Below are 17,161 nucleotides of genomic sequence, written 5' to 3' on the forward strand. Positions count from 1 at the left end.
TACTCCCCTATTCATCTGTCTCCGGTTGCGGCAGGATTACCTCGAAGACGGTGCAGGCCTCATTGCCATCTCCCGTGGGCACGCTCTCCACGCGCACTTCGCCGTTCATCTTGCGCGTGAACCTGTCCACCAGGGGCAGGCCGAAGCCGGTGCCGGGCTCGCCGCAGGTTCCGGGCTTCGTAGTATGTTCGCAGGGCGAGAAGAGCCTGGCCTTTTCCTGCTCGGGAATGTGCGGGCCCAAGTTGGTCACGCAGATATGGATCCTTCCAGCAGCCCGGTGTACCGAGATGTCGATTTCCCGTTTGGGCAGGGAGAACTTCACGGCATTGCTCATGAGGTTGCCAAGGATCGAATTCTTGAAGGTGACGGGTTCCACTGCGGCGACCACAGGTCCATCCGGGACATCCAGCCTGATTGCTACCTCCTTCTGGCTGGCCTTGTCGCAAAACAGGCGCACGGCGTCCCGGACCAGCGGCACGATATCCTGCCTGGAGAGGGTTATCTCCAGCTTGCCGCTAGCGATGGCCATGATCTGGCGTGTGAAATCGATGAGTTCGTGAGCATGCAGCAGGGTCTGGTATACCTCGGCCACGTTCTCCACGATCTCTTCCTTGGGCAGCGTACGGCCCTTGCGGGCTACGATCTTCAAGTAGGCCGAGGCGGATACGATGGCGTTGGTCAGGTCGTGCGTCAAAATCCTCAGCAGGCTCTCCCGCTCGGATAAAACCTGCTCCAGAAGCAATGCGTTATCGCGCAGGCGGGCATTTCGAATCTTGACCTTGCGGCGCAGGATGCCGCTCGACAGTCCGGATACGAAGCCTATGGCAGCGAAGTAGAAACCCATGAAATTGAAAAGCGCGTGGCCGGTATGCACCAGATTGAAGGTACCGCCATTGTGGGGGATGCCCACGATGATCATGGCCAGGGGATGCAGGAGAAAGAAACCGAGGACGGCCCCGAAGAAGGAGTCCGTGATGATCGGATTGCCTGACAGGCCTGTCCTGGTGGTATCGTCGCGTATTCGCGCCATGGCAATACCTGCTGAGTTGCTGGCCGAGTCCTGGTTTCAAGCGTCCATCAGGGATTCAAACCGCAAGATCCCGACCGCCTTGATTCTCCTCTCTTCCACTACGTGGGTTCTGCTTCCAAAGATGGGCGGGATCATCCTGTTTACATTACTACACCTGAAGGCAAGCCAAGGCCAAGCATCCTCAGCCAAACTTTAGGCCCTGAGATTTCTCCCCCTGACAGCGCAGTTGCTAGAGCAGATTGCTTTTAAGACGCCCGCTCCGGCGTTGACGGCGCAAGTGAATTGCGCCTACGCCGAAGCTAGCGGCAAGCCATGCCGACGCATGGCTTGCAGAGCATTTTCATAAGCAAAATGCTCTAAGTATAGCGTATCCATGGGATAGCCGGAGACGGGTAATGGGAAACTTGAATCTACCCTGCGGGGCGGTCTTTCTGACCTGAACAATACGGATTTACTATCTGGAGCGAAAATAACCTTACGTCATTCAGCCATCGGCGTAGCTTGGCTGTCTGGTTCCGTTTCCGCATCCGGCTTGGTCTTCCAGCGTTTATGCATCCAGAACCACTGCTCCGGATGTTGGCGCACCTGGCGTTCCACCGCTTCATTATAGAATTCGGTTACAGCCTGAACCTGCTGCTCCCGGTCTCCAGGGATCGTCGTGGTATCCAGGGGGTCTTCCACGTGGATGCGATACCGGCCACCCGGCTCGCGAAACAAAAACAGCGGCAGCACCAGGGCCTTGGCACCGACTGCAAGGATGGCCGGTCCCTTGTTTACGGCAGCTACTTCGCCGAGAAAAGGAAGGAAAATTGATTCGCGCGAGGAGGTGTTGTGATCCACCACGAAGCCGGCAGCCTCATTGTTCTTAAGGCGCCGTAGCACTTGCCTGGCTGCATTGCGATGGGGAATTACCGAAATACAAGGCCGCTCGCGCAATCTCATCATGACGACGTGCATGGCTTCGCTTTTGGGCTTGCGGGCTATGCCGGTGACGCGCGTGATGCCAAGAATCTCCCGCACTATAGTCGAACAGAATTCCCAGGCTCCGATATGGCCTGAGACAAGGACAATCGGTCGCTCCAGCTTGCTTATCGCTGCGATGATATCCGGGCGGTTAATCGTGCAGCGCTCCTCAAGGAAAGCCTTATCAAGCTTGGGGACATACAGCAGTTCCAGAAAGGAACGGCAGTTTTGTCGAAAGCTCTCGTAGGCCAAGGCCTTGGATTCGGCCTCTCCAAGCCCCAGGTGTTCCTGGATGGCCTTGGTAGCCAATCGCCTGCGTGAGCGTAGTACGAGCCAGAAGAGCCTGCCGAGCCCATCTCCCGCACGATCGATCTGCGCAATGGACATGCGCTGGCCAAGGCACGCCAGCCACCACAATAGGCGCGTCTTCATGTGCATCCTTAACGCTGAATCACCGAGGCAACAGCCTCGGCAAGGTTATTAAAGTATCACTTTAACAAGATGGCTCTTGCGAATGCGTCAGCCCGGACAATTCGGCATCCAAGGCTTCCAGGCGATTTTCCAGCTGGCTTCGCTCTTGCGCGATTCCCGCTTCATCGAGGCTGCGGGAAACAGCATACGGCTCTCCGAAGACTACCCGACATCTTGTAAGCGGCCAAGGAAGCTGAAATTTATCCCAGGCCTTATGAAAGATATGAGTTCTTTTCATGGAAACGCGCACCGGCATTATATGCGCCCCGGTCCTGGAGGCCAAGTGGATAGCGCCCTCCTTGACGATATGTCGGGGCCCGCGTGGACCGTCCACAGTGATGACAATGTCATGCCCCTGCCTCTCGATGAGCCGTATGGCGGACACCAGAGCCTTGACCCCGCCCCGCGAGCTTGATCCACGTATGGTTGGTATGCCTAGGGATTCAATGATGCCTGCCAGAAGTTCCCCATCGCGGCTCTGGCTGACCATGGCCCCCACGGTAAGGCCCTTGCGGGTGGCGTACCAGACCAGGGGGAAAAGCTCGTCATGCCAGATGGCGTAAATCAATCTGCGCCCCTGGGCTGCTGCGCAATCAAGATGCTCCTGGCCGACATCCTGAAAGCGAAGAGATCGGCACCAGAGGCGATATGCCATTGAAATGGGCCTGGAGAGCTTGCTCGGATCTATGCGCATGAATCACTCCGCCAAGGCGGGTTCGGTTTCGAGCATTGCTTCGTTCCCGAACTGCATGCGGTTAAGCTTGGCATATAGCGGACAAGTTTCCAGAAGCTTGGCATGCGGCCCTTCGGCAACAACCCTGCCCTTTTGCATAACCACGATCTTGTCGGCGGTCATGATGGTTGACAGCCGGTGCGCTATGACAATGCTTGTACGGTCCTTCATGAGGTTCTCCAGCGCCAACTGCACGATGCGTTCGGATTCCGTATCCAGGGCGCTGGTAGCCTCGTCGAGGATGAGCAAGGGAGGGTTTTTGAGCAGGGCTCTGGCGATGGTCAGACGCTGCTTCTGACCGCCTGATAGTTTGACTCCGCGCTCCCCAACCACCGTATCGTAACCTTCCGGAAGCTCGCTGATGAAGTCATGGGCATAGGCTGCCTTGGCCGCGCGCACGACATCCTCTTCGTCGTAGCCCACCATGCCGTAAGCGATATTGTCCCGGATGGACAGATTGAACAGGAAGGCGTCCTGAGAAACCATGCCGATGTTCATACGCAGGCTGGCCAAAGAGTATTCGTCCAGCCGCTGGCCGTTGAGGTAAATCGCCCCTTGCTGCGGTCTGTAAAACAGCGGAATAAGGTTGATGAGTGTGGTCTTTCCCGAGCCGCTGGGACCGACAATGGCCACGCGTTGGCCCGCTTTGATGCTCAAATCAACATGATTCAGGGCCGGTGCATCATTCTCGGAATAAGCGAATGAAACATCCTTGAGTTCAAGAGCCTGGAAAGGAGTGCTGAATTGCTTGTCTCCACCCTGCTCTTCGAGCACGTCCTTGGAATCAAGAATTTCAAAGACGCGCTCGGCTCCAGCCAGGGCCTTTTGAATGTCCTGGTTGGAAGAATTGATTTTCTTAACTGGCTCGTACAAGAGAATGAGCCCGGTCATGAAGGAGAAGAACGTGCCCGGCGTGGATTCACCGGCGATGACCATTGATCCGCCATACCAGATGACCAAACCCATGCCCAAGGCGCCGATGACCTCCATGACTGGCGAGGAAAGCTCGTTATACAGGGTCTGCTTGATGACGTTCTTAACAAGCCGGTCGTTTTCCTGATCAAAGCGTTCGTTTTCTTTCTTCTCGTTGGCGAAAGCCTTGACCACGCGTATCCCGCTGAAGATCTCCTGCAAGAAGACTGAAATGTCGGAAAGCTTCGCCTGGTTCTTGCGGCTCAGTTTGCGCAGCTTGCGTCCGAAATAGATGAGCGGGAAGTAGGCCAGCGGCAGGACGAGCACAGCCCAGATAGCCAGAAACCAGTCGCGGTAAAAAACGACGAAGATGAGGGCGATCATGGTCAAGGCTTGCCTGAGGATCATGATCACTGAAGGCAAGCTGGAGCGGATCATGGTCACGTCCTGAATTATACGGGACATGAGCATGCCAACCTGGTTGTCTTCAAAAAAACGAAGCGGGAGTCTGATAATCTTTTGATAGAGTTCCTGGCGCAGTTTCTCCAGGACCATGTAGCCACAGTATTGCATGAGGTATTGCTGATAGAAACGCCCCGCTCCCTTGAGCAGGTAAACCGCCATGAACAGGATCGGAATAAAAATTAGGGCGGTTTTGTCCTTATTGATGAAAATCTCGTCCATGGCCGGCTTGACCAGGAAAGCCGTGGCGCCATCGCCGGCAGCCACAAGGACCATGGCCAGCATTGAAAATGCAATACGCACCTTGAAGGCCTTGAAGTAGCTTAGCATTCTGAGGATAAGGTACTTATTCGACATGTAGGCAGGGCCTTTGCTTCCCACGCGGTCTCCTTAATACATGACGCTACCCTGGAGCGACGCGCCGGTCGGAGCGGCCAGCACGTTTCACAGGATTGCATCTGATTATTCTATGGAAAAAGTAATATTCTATCCGGCAATCAAATTTGACGACGTTGGCGAATTATGATCCCAAGTCAGATCTGCAAGGAGGAACACCCATGCCCCATAGGCATTTGGATTGCAAGGGTCTGGCTTGTCCAGGGCCGGTTCTGGAATGCAAGCGGCTCATCGATTCCCAACAGCCGGATTGCCTGACCGTAACCGTGGATAACGAGGCCGCCAAGGAAAATGTCAGCAGGTTTCTAAAAAATCAAGGCTACACCATCACCACGGAATCGGCTGGCGATGGAGTGTGGAGCATTGCTGGAAATCGCGTGACTTCCACTACCGGCGGGAAGCCGGATGGTTGCGCCGAGTGCGCGGTCATGCCTGACGATGAACTTGCCCGACTCGCGCGGAAAACCGTGGTCTTTATCACTGCGGACACAATTGGCCGTGGCGATGAAACTCTGGGTAGCAAGCTCATGAAGAGTTTTCTGTCCACCCTGCCTGAACTGGGCGAGGAACTCTGGCGCGTCATCTTGCTCAACAGCGGTGTCCGGCTGACTATCCAAGACAGCCCTGTTTTAGACGAACTCAAACGCATCGAGGATTCGGGTGTGACCATCCTGGTTTGCGGCACCTGCCTTGATTTCTTCGGCCTTCTGGCTAAAAAGGCCGTAGGAGACACGACCAATATGCTGGATGTGGTCACAAGTCTGCAATTAGCCAACAAGGTTATTCAGATCTGAGCACAGCCTCTCGTCGAAATTCGACTACACTTTCCTCTTTTCTGATAAGGGCCCCTTCCGATAGAAGGGGCCCATGCGACTAAACAAAGCATTGGCCATGGCTGGGGTCTGCTCTCGACGTAAGGCAGATGAGCTTGTTTTTGCCGGTAATGTAGCTGTTAACGGCATCACAGCCTCGTCCCCTGGCATACAGGTCGATCCCCAGAATGACATCGTCACCGTGTTCGGCAAACCGGTGGCGTTTCTCCCTCAAGAGGGGCAAGCTACGGAGCATGCCTACTATATGCTGAACAAGCCAGTCGAAGTAGTGACCACTGCCAGCGATCCACAGGGCCGGCGAACCGTGCTGGAAATCTTGCCCGAGGAGGTACGCAAGAGGCGTGTTTTTCCCGTTGGTCGTTTGGATTTCTTCTCCGAAGGCCTTCTCCTACTGACTTCCGATGGTGACTTGACCTATCGCATGACGCACCCGCGCTATCATTTGCCTAAGGTCTATGAAGTGCTGGTTCGCGGTGAAGTGACCAGGGACAAGCTTGAGGCCATGCGCCGGGGCATGACCTTGGCTGAAGGCGAGAAACTCGCTCCAGTGGAGGTCAAGGTTTTGGATAAACAGATGCTTGGCAAGACCCTTCTGGAATTGACGCTCATTCAAGGCATCAATCGACAGATAAGGCGCATGTGCCGCGATTTAGGCCTTACGGTGCTCAAACTCCGACGCACCTGTGAAGGTCCGCTCTCCCTGGGCGCGCTTCCTACTGGAAAACTCAGGACCCTGACTCCCGCTGAAGTCAAGGTCCTGAAGACAGCCGTGGCCGTCGGTATTCCCGGCTCTGAATAGCTATGAACCTGTTTGGGTATTGTCCTGCACCTCTACTCCAGACGGTGGCGTGAAGTGAAAGTAGCTTCTGGACAGAACCGGGTTGAGTTCCAGGTCGCGGAGGTTCACCTGATTAGCATTGCCATAGAAGTCCATCAGCAAGACGCTACGGATGAGGTAAGTCTTCGGGTCCAACCAGATATAGGCCAAAACTAGCGAAGGTTCAGGCTCTTTGGGATCAAGGCGGATCTTGATCAATCCGCTCTCCTCACCTTGATTAGCCACGGCGAAGTCTTCCTCAAACCGAGCTTTGCCCGAAAGAAACCTAATCATGGTCTTGGAGTTGAGCACTTGGGCAAGAGGATACTTTATAACTAGGTTGTCATCGCTGAAATAGTCCCAGACGGCATTCTCGCCTACGATGAGCAACTCCTTCTCCGGCTCCACCGTCTCCCAGCGGATAAGGCTTGGCTGCATGAAAGCTATCGTGCCACGTCTTTTTTCTACCTCGCCAGTAGCGGCATTCGTCAGCTCTTGTGTGAACCCGGCCTTGAAGCCCTTCAAGGTTTCATACTGCTGCTGGATGCGGCGGGTGATCTCCTCACTCTGGGCGCTTGAGCTGACCACTACCAGAATGAATACCGCTCCCAATGCTATGAAAAATCTTTTCATTATCGCTCCTCTTGGCTGCTGGACTAAGAGATTTCTTTATGGGTATACTTTTATATACAATTATAGATGCGCTTTGCCACTTAAACTAATTTAAGGTAGTGTCTATGCCCCTCCTGACGCAAACAGAACAGAGACGTTTCGAGGCTGACATCCTTCGGCGCGTTTTTGAAACGCTTATTGATCGTATTGGGCGTGCCGAAGCGCTTAAGGTGATTGGGGAAGCCACTCGCGACGTGGCCAGAGAGGCCGGCAAAGCCCTTGCCGAATCGTGTGACACCACTCCCAATCTGCCCCATTTCGCCACGGTGGTAAATACATGGCGAAGCGGTCGGTCCTTGGACATTGGCAAATTTGAGATTGGCTTGGATAAGATGCGAGTCGTAATCAAACGTTGCGCCCACATTGATGCATACCGTGAATTGGGCCTGCCCGACGATCTAGCTTGCCAACTGGCCTGCGTCCGCGAAGAAGCCTTTGCCGAGGGTTACTCCACGCGTCTGAGCTTCAAACGGCCCACCTCTATCTGTCAGGACAACAAGCTCTGCGAGCTCATCTATACTTGGAAATAAGGGCTTTTCCTTGGGGGAGAACTTCCTCGTGGGCCGGGATCCAATCTCCATATATAAAAAACGACAAGTCGATGCTAGAGCGTGTTACCAACTGCCTGAAGACGAAAGCACGGGAAGCAAGCAAGGCATGAAAGTCCAAATATCCAGGAGATTGCCGATCCGGCGGCATAAGCTCTTCGGCATCGAAACTCTCCCGAAATGCCCTTTCATCCCATCTTTCTGCAAAAAAAGCCAGGTAGTGTTCAACAGGCTCTGAATAGGTCGAACCGAAATTCATCTTGATCCCGTCTTGAACACTCCGGGATCTGAACGCATTTGGATTATTTACTCTCGCCCCCTGAGCACCTGCCTGGGTTTACTGCCTTCCTGGGGTCCTAGGAGGCCATCCATCTCCATCTGCTCAATGTAGCGTGCTGCGCGGTTGAAGCCAATGCGGAAACGTCGCTGGATAAGCGATATGGAAGCCTTGCCTTGCTCGAGGACAAAATCCATGGCTTCCTGGTATACCGGATCACCATCAAGGCCTCCCGGCATTCCTTCCGCTGTTTCATTCGTGCCATCTTGTTGCCAGGCAGCGAAATCAAGCTCAAAAGATTGTGGAATTTTGGCCTTCCAGAACTCCACCACGTGCGCGATCTCATCCTCGCCTACATAGGCTCCATGCAGACGAAGAAAACTGCCTCCGCTAGGCTTGTAGAGCATGTCGCCGCGCCCGAGGAGCTTTTCAGCACCAATCGTATCCAAAATGGTCCGCGAATCGTGTTTGGACGTCACCTGGAAGGAGATACGCGTCGGGAAGTTGGCTTTAATGAGTCCGGTGACGACATCCACCGAAGGACGCTGCGTGGCCAGGATGAGGTGAATGCCGGAAGCGCGGGCCAACTGGGCCAGACGCACGATGGCCATCTCGGCTTCCTTGGCGGCTGTCATCATGAGGTCCGCCAACTCATCGATAACAATGACCAGATATGGCATGGGCGCCAGATCCGCCAAGTCGGGACGGGCCTCAATATTCGTCTTGGCCAGCTTCTGGTTGAACCCGTCAATATTGCGCACTCCGAGCCGGGCCATGGCCTCGTAGCGTTTCTCCATTTCGTAGACTGCCCATTCCAAGGCGTTCTTGGCCATGGCCATTTCCGTAACTACAGGATGCACCAGATGCGGCAGATCGGCATAAACCGAGAGTTCAATACGTTTAGGATCTACCAGGAGCAGCTTTACTTCGTCCGGATCGGCCTTGTAGAGCAGGCTAAGCAGGATGCCATTGAGACAGACACTCTTGCCTGCACCGGTGGCGCCCGCCACCAGCAGATGCGGCATCTTGGCCAAATCTGCCACAAAGGGCTTGCCCTGAATGTCCTTGCCCAGGGCTAACGTCAATCGGGACTTGGACGAGCTGAAATCCTCGGACTCAAAAATGTCCCGTAAGAACACCACCTCCCGGTCTTCGTTAGGAATCTCAATGCCCACGAGATCCTTACCCGGGATTGCGTTGATGCGTACTGCCATGGCTCGCAGGGCCATGGCCAAGTCATCCGAGAGGCTCGTTATACGCGTGAGTTTCACACCTGGAGCTGGCTTATACTCGAACATGGTCACCACAGGGCCGGGCACGATGCGCTGCACTTCTCCATTGACACCAAAATCCGACAGACAGGCGGCTAAAGCCCGGGCTTTCTCCTCCAGGTCCGCCATGTTTTGGACGCTGGTGCTCCCTGTTTGTTTGGCTAACAACTCCAAGGGCGGCAGAGCAAGTGATGTGTCGATAGGTATATGCTCATCTTCAGGCTCGTCTGACTCTTCGGGCAATGGAGCTTTAGTGGCGGCTGCGGCACGCGGAGTGATCGCGCGGGAGCGTGATGCTGAACCGGAAGGCGGCTGTACTGATGTAGCTGAACCAGACCGTTCTGCAGATCCAGCCTTGGTTTGAGGATCTTGCGGCGGCAGAAAAAGTTCTGCCGGGAACGCCAAGTCAGCTTCCCCAGCTTCCTCCTGTCCTCTTTCTGAAGGGATCAGGGGATTTCTTTTTCTTTCGTATGTATCCTCAGCCTCTTTCTCCGGCTTAAAAAGTGCGGTGAAGGAAAAGTCGCTCTTCCGTTCGGAAGTTGGAGAGGCAGGCTTAATAGGAGACGCTTCATCGACTACGGAGGTAAAGGCTACAAACTGGGCCTTTGCTGATTCCGGAGCCGAAATGGCAGGCTTTAACAATCTGTGCGGCTTGCTCTTGAATTTGCGCCGTTGCCAAACGCCCAAGGCGCGATTGTGCAGTCCGCACCCGGCCATTACCCAGGAGATGCCCAAGGTGAGCTGGATGGAAGCCATTAGTATGAAAGACCAGACAATAAGTGCACCAAAGGGGCGCAGCAGGAATTGGGACCAGCGATATATCTCTTTGCCCAGCAAACCGCCGCCCGAGGTCCTCAAGATGGAAATATGCTGTATGGCCCATGGCGTATTGGCCCAGGTTATCAGGGTCAAAGTCAGCAGGAAGACGCCGAGGCCTCGCCACCACTCCATGGCCAGCCTGCGCACGAAACAGAGCGCACCCAGGTAGAGGCACAAGAACGGGACGAGAATCCCCCCGATGCCGAAAAATTCCACGAATAAGCCCGCGGAGTGAGCGCCAAAGATACCGGCAAGGTTGCTGGCATCTCGGCTATTGCTGGAGATATAAAAAAAGCTCGGGTCCTGCGGATGATAAGAAAAAAGGCTAACGGCAAGGAAAATGCCGGAAAATATTAAGAACAGGCCGACGATTTCGCGGAAAAGCTTATTTCCGTCCGTAGCACTACCCTCCTTTATCGGACCGATTGATGCGGATCGAGCGCGGTCGCGCGGGACATGCCTCGATTACCGGCGGAAACGCGAAACCGGCGGAAGCGGCTGCCCGCTTCCGCCACGACCTGCTGTCACTGAAGACCTTACACTCGGCTGATGTAATCTCCGGTGCGCGTATCGACCTTGATCATATCACCTTGGTTGACGAACAGCGGAACCTTGACCTGCAAACCGGTCTCAAGCTTGGCCGGTTTGGTGGCGTTGCTCACGCGGTCGCCCTGCACGCCAGGTTCAGTTTCCACGACCTGAAGCTCCACGGAGGCAGGCAAGTCAAGGTCGAGCAACTCGCCCTTGTACAGCAGCACCTGCACTTCCTTGCCCTCTTTGACAAAGCCCCCCTTGTCACTGAGCTTCTCCTCGTTCACATGGACTTGTTCGTATGTCTCCATATCCATGAATACAAAATCGCTGCCATCTCTGTACAGATACTGCATGGACGTGGTGGCCATGTCGGGCTTGCTGAATTTTTCGCCGGAGCGGAAAGTTTGATCGGTTACCCTGCCGTTGAGGAGGTTACGCAATTTGGTGCGCACGAATGCTCCGCCCTTGCCAGGTTTCACGTGCAGGAACTCGACAATTTCATAGGGAATATTGTCTATTTCAATCTTCAGGCCTGGCCTGAAAGAGCTGGTGGACAGCATGTCGCCTCCGATAAGCTTCTGAAATTAAATTGTTTGTTTATCTGAAAGAAGTCTCCACAGCGATTGCACGGCCAGGGCATAACTCAAGAGCCCAAATCCGGCAACAACACCGACGCAGCGGGACCCGATGTAGCTACGCTGACGAAGCGGCTCATCCGTGCGCGCCCATATATTGCTAAGGTGCACTTCAACGCAAGGAATTGTGATCCAGGCCAGGCAATCGGCCAAGGCCAAGCTCGTATGTGTGTAGGCACCGGCATTGAAGACTATGCCGTGCACCCCATGGTTCCAGGCCTGCTCCAGGCGATCGATGAGACCGCCTTCGGAGTTGGTCTGGAAGAAAGAGAGGCGCACGTCGCCTGCCTTTTCACCCATTAGCTCACGAACTAGCGCAGGCACCTGATCCATGCCTTGCGAACCATATATTTCAGGTTGTCGCTTGCCGATATAGCCAAGATTTGGACCATTAAGCACAAGAATGTCGAAGCCTGCCATCGGGATCTGCCCTCGTCGGCGGAGAGGTCGCCGAAGTCGTACTGTAACTGGAGTGGATGCCTGACGAAGCTTACGATATATACCCGCTTCACACGGCGAAGACAAGCCGGCGGACACCCGTTCCCCGGCGTCCAGCTGGACTTCAGCAGACATAACGAGCAATAAGGAAATACATGAACAGAGTAGTTCGCTTGACCAGTACGATTTATACTCCGGACCAGCTCTCGTTGCCCGACGCTCCGCAGATCGCTCTGGCCGGGCGCTCCAATGTGGGCAAATCCTCGCTTATCAATGCCCTGGCCGGGACCAAGAAACTGGCCAAGGTCAGCGGTACGCCAGGCAAGACGCGCAGCATCAATCTCTATCACGTTTCTCCCGCGGGCTATTACCTCGTGGATTTGCCGGGATATGGCTACGCGCGCTGCTCCAAACAGGAACGCCAGAGTTGGGCCTCGCTCATCGACGCATACATCAGCAAGGCGACTGCACTATGCGCCGTGGCCATGCTCATCGATTGTCGCCACTCGCCGCAGCTGCTCGATCTCGAGCTGGGCTCTTATCTGCGCCAGATCGGCATGCCCATCCTCGTGGTCCTGACCAAGGCAGATCAGTGCAAGCAGGCAGAGCGAGCCAAGCGCCAGCGTGAATGGACCGAGATTTTGGGGGATATTCAGCGGCCCGTGCCCTTCTCCGCCCGTACGAGTCAGGGGCGCGAGGAACTCTGGCAGGCCCTGGACGCGGCGGTGGGAAGCGTTCCAGGCTAATGCGTTGACTTGGCGATGCTCCTCCAAAACAATCGTGTCGTGGCCCCCAGGATAAAAACGGCGTTGCCCAGCCATGCGCCGGCAATTGGCGGGAGGAAGCCCATCTCGCCGGCGGACGAGCCAAGCACGAAGAAGCCATAGAAGAGGAACGTCGCCACCAAGCCGGCGGTCAGGTTTAAATATACGTTATGCTCGAAGGTGATGATCGCGAGAGCCAGGAGGGCCATAATCGTAATAGAGAAGGCATAGGACAGCTTCCCATGCCAGATGGTGCGCAGGCCTTCCACGTTCGAACCTGTTACTTCCAGTTGGTGTATGGCTCGGCCTAACTCCCACAAAGGAAGCTGAGCCGGATTGTTTCTCGACTCCGCCAACGTGAAGGACTTGAAAGCTTCCCCTAGACTTAGTTTCAAGGTCGGCTTGTATTCTGAGGTAAATCGGATGGGATCAATAATGGTGACATCATTTAGCACCCAATTCCCCTCTTTCGCTTCAAATGTTTTTGCGTTGATGAATTGAACAACCGACCGCCTGTCCTGCGCAAGGGTATAGATGCTCAAGTTGCGGCCCTTGCCTGATGCAGGCTGGACAGTATCAATATGCAGGATATCGTTGTTTTCTCGAAGCCAAAGCTTGTGGATAGTCTTGGTTACATACTCCTTGCCACGCACATCTTCAGCCCAAATTCGCTTGGAGTACTCCAGGCCTTTGACCCCAAGGTACTGGGAGATGAAGAGTTGGCCTCCCGACCAAAAGAGGCTGTAGACTAGAAAGAAGGAAATGATAGCTTTGTATGATATTCCGCCAGCGCGTAGCGCCAGGAGTTCGCGATTCGAGCGCATGGCTGAAAGCTGGACGAGCATGGCGACCAGAAAAACGGCCGGCAATATCTGGGAAATGATAAGCGGGATTTTCACCAGGAAGTAGACGAGCATGATCTTGAGTCCTCGGCCAGCCTCAAGGAAGTCGTCCAATCGTTCAAACAAATCCGAAAGGAGGTAGACAGCTATACCCAGACAGAGACAGATGCTCATTAGATAGAGGTTTTGCCTCAGTAGATAGCGGCTTAGGACACTCACGAACTCTTCTTCCTAAATGGCATGCGCAAGTTGGTCAGCCAATCCCCAAGCCTGATGGATTTTTCTTGAGCTGTTAGCCGAATGCCGAAGATGGCCGACACAAAAAAGATTACATTGGGCAACCATAGCCCGATCCAAGGCGCAAGAAAACCTGATTCCCCCAGGCTTATGCTGATGGAGTATAAACTGTAATAGACTATGAACATGCCTAAGGCCATGAGCACGCCGACATACTGTTTAACTCCTTGAAAGGAGCAGGCAAACGGCAAGGCGAATAACCCGAGCACTAGGCAAGCTACTGGCAAAGTGTAGCGCTTCTGTATCTCAACATTCACCTTGCGAACGTAATCTTCATCCCTTTTCTTGGCCAAGTCGGGATCAGCCGCAAGCCGGCGAAGGTTAATGATGGACATCTCTCTTGGTCTGGTTTCAGAGAGCTGCTCGGCATTGAATGTCTTCCAGATGTCCAGGTTGACCAGGTACGATACAAACTTAAGGGTATGAACCTGATCCTTGGCCGTGCGGTATATGGCGCCATCGTTGAGCAGGAACTGCAACCTTCCTCTTTCCTTGTCGGTAACCACTCTGCCCTTTTCAGCGACGATGGTGGCGGAAGTCTCGTCTCCCCGGCTATCCTGGACAAATATCAGCCGCATCTCCTTGTTTCCTGGGTCGTATTGCTCGGCAAAAATTGTCAAGCCAGGAAAATCGCTGTTGAACGTGCCGGGCTGGATCATGATCTGGGTGCGGTTGCGGGCGAATTCAAGGACTTCCGCCCGGAAATTGTCCATGCCCCAGGATATGCCCCAAAAGGCCACGGCCAAGTTCGCCACACAGCACAAACAGCAGAAAAGGACCGGCGATGGCAGCAGCTTGTACAGGCTCACTCCGCCAGCCTTGAGGGCTATGAGTTCCCGGTCGCTGCTTATGCGGAGAAAGGTTAGAAAAATTGCCAGCATGCAGCTGATGGGCATGAGCAGCTGCAGGAAAAAAGGGCTTAGATAGAAGAATAGGCGACCTATCTCCATCACTCCAAGGCTTTGCCCCAGAAAAAGTTCTTTCAGTTGGAGCATCCTGCCGATGAGGATAAGAGTCAGGAGTGAGCCCAGACAAATGATAAAAGTCAGGAGCAGTTCCTTAAAAACATGCTCACTGGCCAGCTTGAACGGAGTAAGCCGCAGAACGATGCTCCCTTACTTTACCTTACTGCGGTCTTCCGCGTAAAAGCGCTGCAAAAACTCTGCATCCAAGGGGCTCATGTTAAAGCGCATGGCAGCTTCCTCAAGAAGCTTCTTAAGGCAGGCGGCATCGCACTTCTCGGGCCGGTGCTCGCTGATCCACTGGACAGCTCGGCGGTGCAACTCGCTCTTGGGAACTATTGTGGGCATGTGTTTCTCTCTCGTCGGCTTGGTCGGCAAGGTTTGCCGGAACGCATTTCGTACACGACCCAAGGTTGGCTTGCAACTTGAAACGGCCTAAGCTAGGGCTCTTTGGCTTGCTGCATGAACCATGTTTGGGGGAGGGGAAATGGATTCCTGGATTTCGGCCGCATTGCTCGGTGTCGTGGAAGGATTGACCGAGTTTCTGCCCATCTCGAGCACTGGGCACCTTATCCTTGCCAACTCCCTGCTCGGGCTATCCGGCCAGAAAATAGCCACCTTTGACGTCATCATCCAACTCGGGGCGATTCTGGCGGTTGTCGTACTCTATAGACGCCGCTTCCTGGGGCTCGTGGCGCCATCCCTGGTCCAGATCGATCAAGATCAATCCGGGCTAGCCGGATTCGCTCCTCCCCTCTCGTCCCAGTTCGCTGGAATACGCGGGCTGTTCCTGCTCTTCCTAACATCGCTACCAGCGGCGCTCCTGGGCCTGGCCTCACACGATCTCATAAAGAGCAATCTGTTTGGCCCTATCAGCGTTGCCTGGGCTCTGGGAGCAGGTGCGGTAATTATTTTGGTCATCGAAACCGTGCGGCCAAAGCCGCGCTACGCGAGCCTGGACGATATAACCCCTCTGCTCGCCCTGGGCATTGGCTGCTTCCAATGCCTGGCTTTGTGGCCCGGCTTCTCCCGCTCGGCGGCAACCATTATGGGTGGCATGATCCTGGGCGCCCGCCGCACCATGGCCGCCGAATATTCCTTCATCGCGGCGGTGCCGATAATGGTTGCGGCGAGTGGACTGGAGATGTTCAAGAATCTTGGACTCTTCACAAGTGCGGATATGCTGTTCCTGGCTATCGGCTTCGTTGTCTCCTTCTTCTCGGCCTGGGCTGCGATCAAATTCTTCATAGCCCTGCTCGGCAAGACAACGCTACGCCCCTTCGCCTATTACCGCCTGGCCTTGGCCCCGCTGGTGCTTCTTTTCTGGAGCACGGGGGTGAATTGATAGGGCCGGAAAAATTGTGTGCAGACCTCTTGCTATTTATGGCGAGAGTGGGTAGTTAATCGCTCCCGCGGCGGTTGAAAGAAATGCGTTTTTTTGTGGCAAGGTAGCTCAGTTGGTTAGAGCATGCGGTTCATACCCGCAGTGTCGGGGGTTCAAGTCCCTCCCTTGCTACCACAGAAATCTAAGGCTCTGGTTTTCCAGAGCCTTTTTTCTTTTTGGCTGGCCTGAAGGCCTCCGGAAGTCGCTCAAAGCTGCTTTTGGTACAAGTTTGGTACAAGTTGGACCAGATTTGTACCAGAAACGGAGGCTTGAATGGCTTCCCGTCTGGTTCTTCGCGCGGGCCACTACCACTTCCGCTTGACCGTCCCAGTCGATCTTCGGCATGTTTTCTCTCTACGGGAAATCAAAGCAAATCTAGATACATGACTTGCTCAGCTCCTTCAAACCATTATAATTTGAGGAGATGGCTCCCAGCAGTAGACGAGGAGCCACGAGAAAAGGCCGTTTTTCAGACGAGCAGATGGTGAACATCCTTGCGCGAGACCGACCGCGGTCCGGTGGCGCAGGTTGCCAAGCAGCACGGCATCAACGAGTGGACCATCTACACCTGACGAAAGAGCTTCGGCGGCATGCGTGCCTACGAGGTCAAGGAGCTGCGACAGTTTAGAGCAGATTGCTTTTTAAGACGCCCGCTCCGGCGTTGACGGCGCAAGTGAATTGCGCCTACGCCTACGCGGCGGCAAGCATGCCGACGCATGGCTTGCAGAGCATTTTCAAAAGCAAAATGCTCTAAAGGAGAGAATGGCCACCTCAAGAAGCTCCTTGCTGAGCGCAACCTTAAAGTTGAGGCCCTGAAGGAGATCACTGCAAGAAAATGGTAGGCGCATCCGTTCGTCGCCAGCAGGTCGATTGCGCCAAGGAACGCGGCTTCTCTCTGCGTCGTGCGTGTGCGTTTTCTACCTTTCGACGCTTACCAGTCGCGCATGCGGCACAGTATCCGGGTATGAATACCGCCGCATTCAGGTCTTAATGAAGTGGCTTGGGCAGGCCATGAGCCCGGACAAGGCCTGCTGACTCTGGGGCAGGGCCGGTCTGCAGGTGCCGCGCAAGAGGCCGCGAAAACGGGTGGCCTCTGCCAAC

General features: G+C 54.7%; 17 protein-coding genes, 1 tRNA gene and 3 pseudogenes. 10 read left to right on the forward strand and 11 right to left on the reverse strand.

Features of this window, described 5'->3' with window-relative positions; translation table 11 throughout:
• Window positions 1-7: 7 nt before the first annotated feature.
• From H585_RS0108620 to H585_RS0108635, 4 genes are all read right to left on the reverse strand, one after another.
• The gene (locus H585_RS0108620; protein ID WP_027367532.1) at window positions 8-1,030 is read right to left on the reverse strand and encodes a sensor histidine kinase; all 1,023 of its coding nucleotides are present in this window, start codon (window positions 1,028-1,030) and stop codon (window positions 8-10) included.
• A 480-nt stretch (window positions 1,031-1,510) separates the two neighbouring features.
• Window positions 1,511-2,425: a lysophospholipid acyltransferase family protein gene (locus H585_RS0108625; RefSeq protein ID WP_027367533.1), complete on the reverse strand. Its 915-nt coding sequence runs from the start codon at window positions 2,423-2,425 to the stop codon at window positions 1,511-1,513.
• A gap of 61 nt (window positions 2,426-2,486) precedes the next feature.
• Window positions 2,487-3,158, reverse strand: coding sequence for a lysophospholipid acyltransferase family protein (locus tag H585_RS0108630; RefSeq protein WP_027367534.1), 672 nt, complete (start codon window positions 3,156-3,158; stop codon window positions 2,487-2,489).
• A 3-nt stretch (window positions 3,159-3,161) separates the two neighbouring features.
• Window positions 3,162-4,952, reverse strand: a complete 1,791-nt coding sequence (locus tag H585_RS0108635; RefSeq protein ID WP_027367535.1) for an ABC transporter ATP-binding protein — start codon at window positions 4,950-4,952, stop codon at window positions 3,162-3,164.
• Between the two features lie 176 nt (window positions 4,953-5,128).
• On the opposite strand from H585_RS0108635, the gene yedF reads away from it, so the two are divergent.
• Together yedF and H585_RS0108645 are read left to right on the forward strand one after the other, a co-directional pair.
• Window positions 5,129-5,761: a sulfurtransferase-like selenium metabolism protein YedF gene (gene yedF / locus H585_RS0108640; RefSeq protein WP_027367536.1), complete on the forward strand. Its 633-nt coding sequence runs from the start codon at window positions 5,129-5,131 to the stop codon at window positions 5,759-5,761.
• A 73-nt stretch (window positions 5,762-5,834) separates the two neighbouring features.
• The gene (locus H585_RS0108645) at window positions 5,835-6,599 is read left to right on the forward strand and encodes a pseudouridine synthase (RefSeq protein ID WP_014260968.1); all 765 of its coding nucleotides are present in this window, start codon (window positions 5,835-5,837) and stop codon (window positions 6,597-6,599) included.
• Here H585_RS0108645 and lolA read toward each other — a convergent pair whose 3' ends face one another.
• Window positions 6,600-7,250 carry an outer membrane lipoprotein periplasmic chaperone LolA gene (gene lolA, locus H585_RS0108650; RefSeq protein ID WP_005983687.1) on the reverse strand — a complete coding sequence of 217 codons (651 nt, stop codon included), beginning with the start codon at window positions 7,248-7,250 and terminating at the stop codon, window positions 6,600-6,602.
• Between the two features lie 104 nt (window positions 7,251-7,354).
• On the opposite strand from lolA, the gene H585_RS0108655 reads away from it, so the two are divergent.
• On the forward strand, window positions 7,355-7,819 hold the full coding sequence (locus H585_RS0108655) for an L-2-amino-thiazoline-4-carboxylic acid hydrolase (RefSeq protein WP_027367537.1): 465 nt from the start codon (window positions 7,355-7,357) through the stop codon (window positions 7,817-7,819).
• Between the two features lie 324 nt (window positions 7,820-8,143).
• Here the strand turns inward: H585_RS0108655 and H585_RS0108660 are convergent, their stop codons facing one another.
• The 3 genes from H585_RS0108660 to H585_RS0108670 form a co-directional block, all read right to left on the reverse strand.
• Complete coding sequence (locus H585_RS0108660) at window positions 8,144-10,630, reverse strand: DNA translocase FtsK (RefSeq protein WP_027367538.1); 2,487 nt, start codon at window positions 10,628-10,630, stop codon at window positions 8,144-8,146.
• Window positions 10,631-10,740: 110 nt separating this feature from the next.
• Window positions 10,741-11,298 (reverse strand): elongation factor P, encoded by a 558-nt coding sequence (gene efp / locus H585_RS0108665; RefSeq protein WP_027367539.1) that lies wholly within the window; start codon window positions 11,296-11,298, stop codon window positions 10,741-10,743.
• Window positions 11,299-11,322: 24 nt separating this feature from the next.
• Window positions 11,323-11,793, reverse strand: a complete 471-nt coding sequence (locus tag H585_RS0108670; RefSeq protein WP_014260964.1) for a type II 3-dehydroquinate dehydratase — start codon at window positions 11,791-11,793, stop codon at window positions 11,323-11,325.
• A 173-nt stretch (window positions 11,794-11,966) separates the two neighbouring features.
• On the opposite strand from H585_RS0108670, the gene yihA reads away from it, so the two are divergent.
• Window positions 11,967-12,557: a ribosome biogenesis GTP-binding protein YihA/YsxC gene (gene yihA, locus H585_RS0108675; RefSeq protein WP_027367540.1), complete on the forward strand. Its 591-nt coding sequence runs from the start codon at window positions 11,967-11,969 to the stop codon at window positions 12,555-12,557.
• On the opposite strand, the gene H585_RS0108680 is transcribed toward yihA, so the two are convergent.
• Genes H585_RS0108680 through H585_RS23655 form a run of 3 tightly spaced genes read right to left on the reverse strand, consistent with a single transcriptional unit; the run spans window position 12,554 to window position 15,024 of the window.
• Window positions 12,554-13,636, reverse strand: a complete 1,083-nt coding sequence (locus H585_RS0108680) for an LptF/LptG family permease (protein WP_027367541.1) — start codon at window positions 13,634-13,636, stop codon at window positions 12,554-12,556. The genes yihA and H585_RS0108680 overlap by 4 nt on opposite strands.
• Window positions 13,633-14,823, reverse strand: a complete 1,191-nt coding sequence (gene lptF / locus H585_RS0108685) for an LPS export ABC transporter permease LptF (protein WP_027367542.1) — start codon at window positions 14,821-14,823, stop codon at window positions 13,633-13,635. The genes H585_RS0108680 and lptF overlap by 4 nt, the downstream gene beginning before the upstream one ends.
• 6 nt (window positions 14,824-14,829) lie before the next feature.
• Window positions 14,830-15,024: a hypothetical protein gene (locus H585_RS23655; RefSeq protein WP_014260960.1), complete on the reverse strand. Its 195-nt coding sequence runs from the start codon at window positions 15,022-15,024 to the stop codon at window positions 14,830-14,832.
• Between the two features lie 139 nt (window positions 15,025-15,163).
• Here H585_RS23655 and H585_RS0108695 point away from each other — a divergent pair, with 139 nt between their 5' ends.
• The 6 genes and pseudogenes from H585_RS0108695 to H585_RS23925 form a co-directional block, all read left to right on the forward strand.
• Entirely contained in the window at window positions 15,164-16,021 is an 858-nt protein-coding gene (locus H585_RS0108695; protein ID WP_027367543.1) for an undecaprenyl-diphosphate phosphatase, read from the forward strand.
• Window positions 16,022-16,118: 97 nt separating this feature from the next.
• Window positions 16,119-16,195, forward strand: a tRNA-Met gene (locus tag H585_RS0108700).
• 138 nt (window positions 16,196-16,333) lie between these two features.
• A complete protein-coding gene (locus tag H585_RS23915; RefSeq protein ID WP_420834582.1) occupies window positions 16,334-16,447 on the forward strand; it encodes a DUF6538 domain-containing protein in 114 nt (37 codons plus the stop codon).
• Window positions 16,448-16,484: 37 nt separating this feature from the next.
• Window positions 16,485-16,629, forward strand: a pseudogene (locus H585_RS23245) (transposase); the annotation flags it as partial.
• A gap of 183 nt (window positions 16,630-16,812) precedes the next feature.
• Window positions 16,813-16,977: pseudogene (locus tag H585_RS23920) on the forward strand (IS3 family transposase); the annotation flags it as partial.
• 29 nt (window positions 16,978-17,006) lie between these two features.
• Window positions 17,007-17,158, forward strand: a pseudogene (locus H585_RS23925) (IS3 family transposase); the annotation flags it as partial.
• Window positions 17,159-17,161 lie beyond the last annotated feature (3 nt).

The sequence above is a fragment of the Desulfocurvibacter africanus subsp. africanus DSM 2603 genome, assembly GCF_000422545.1.
Classification (GTDB): Bacteria; Desulfobacterota; Desulfovibrionia; order Desulfovibrionales; family Desulfovibrionaceae; genus Desulfocurvibacter; species Desulfocurvibacter africanus.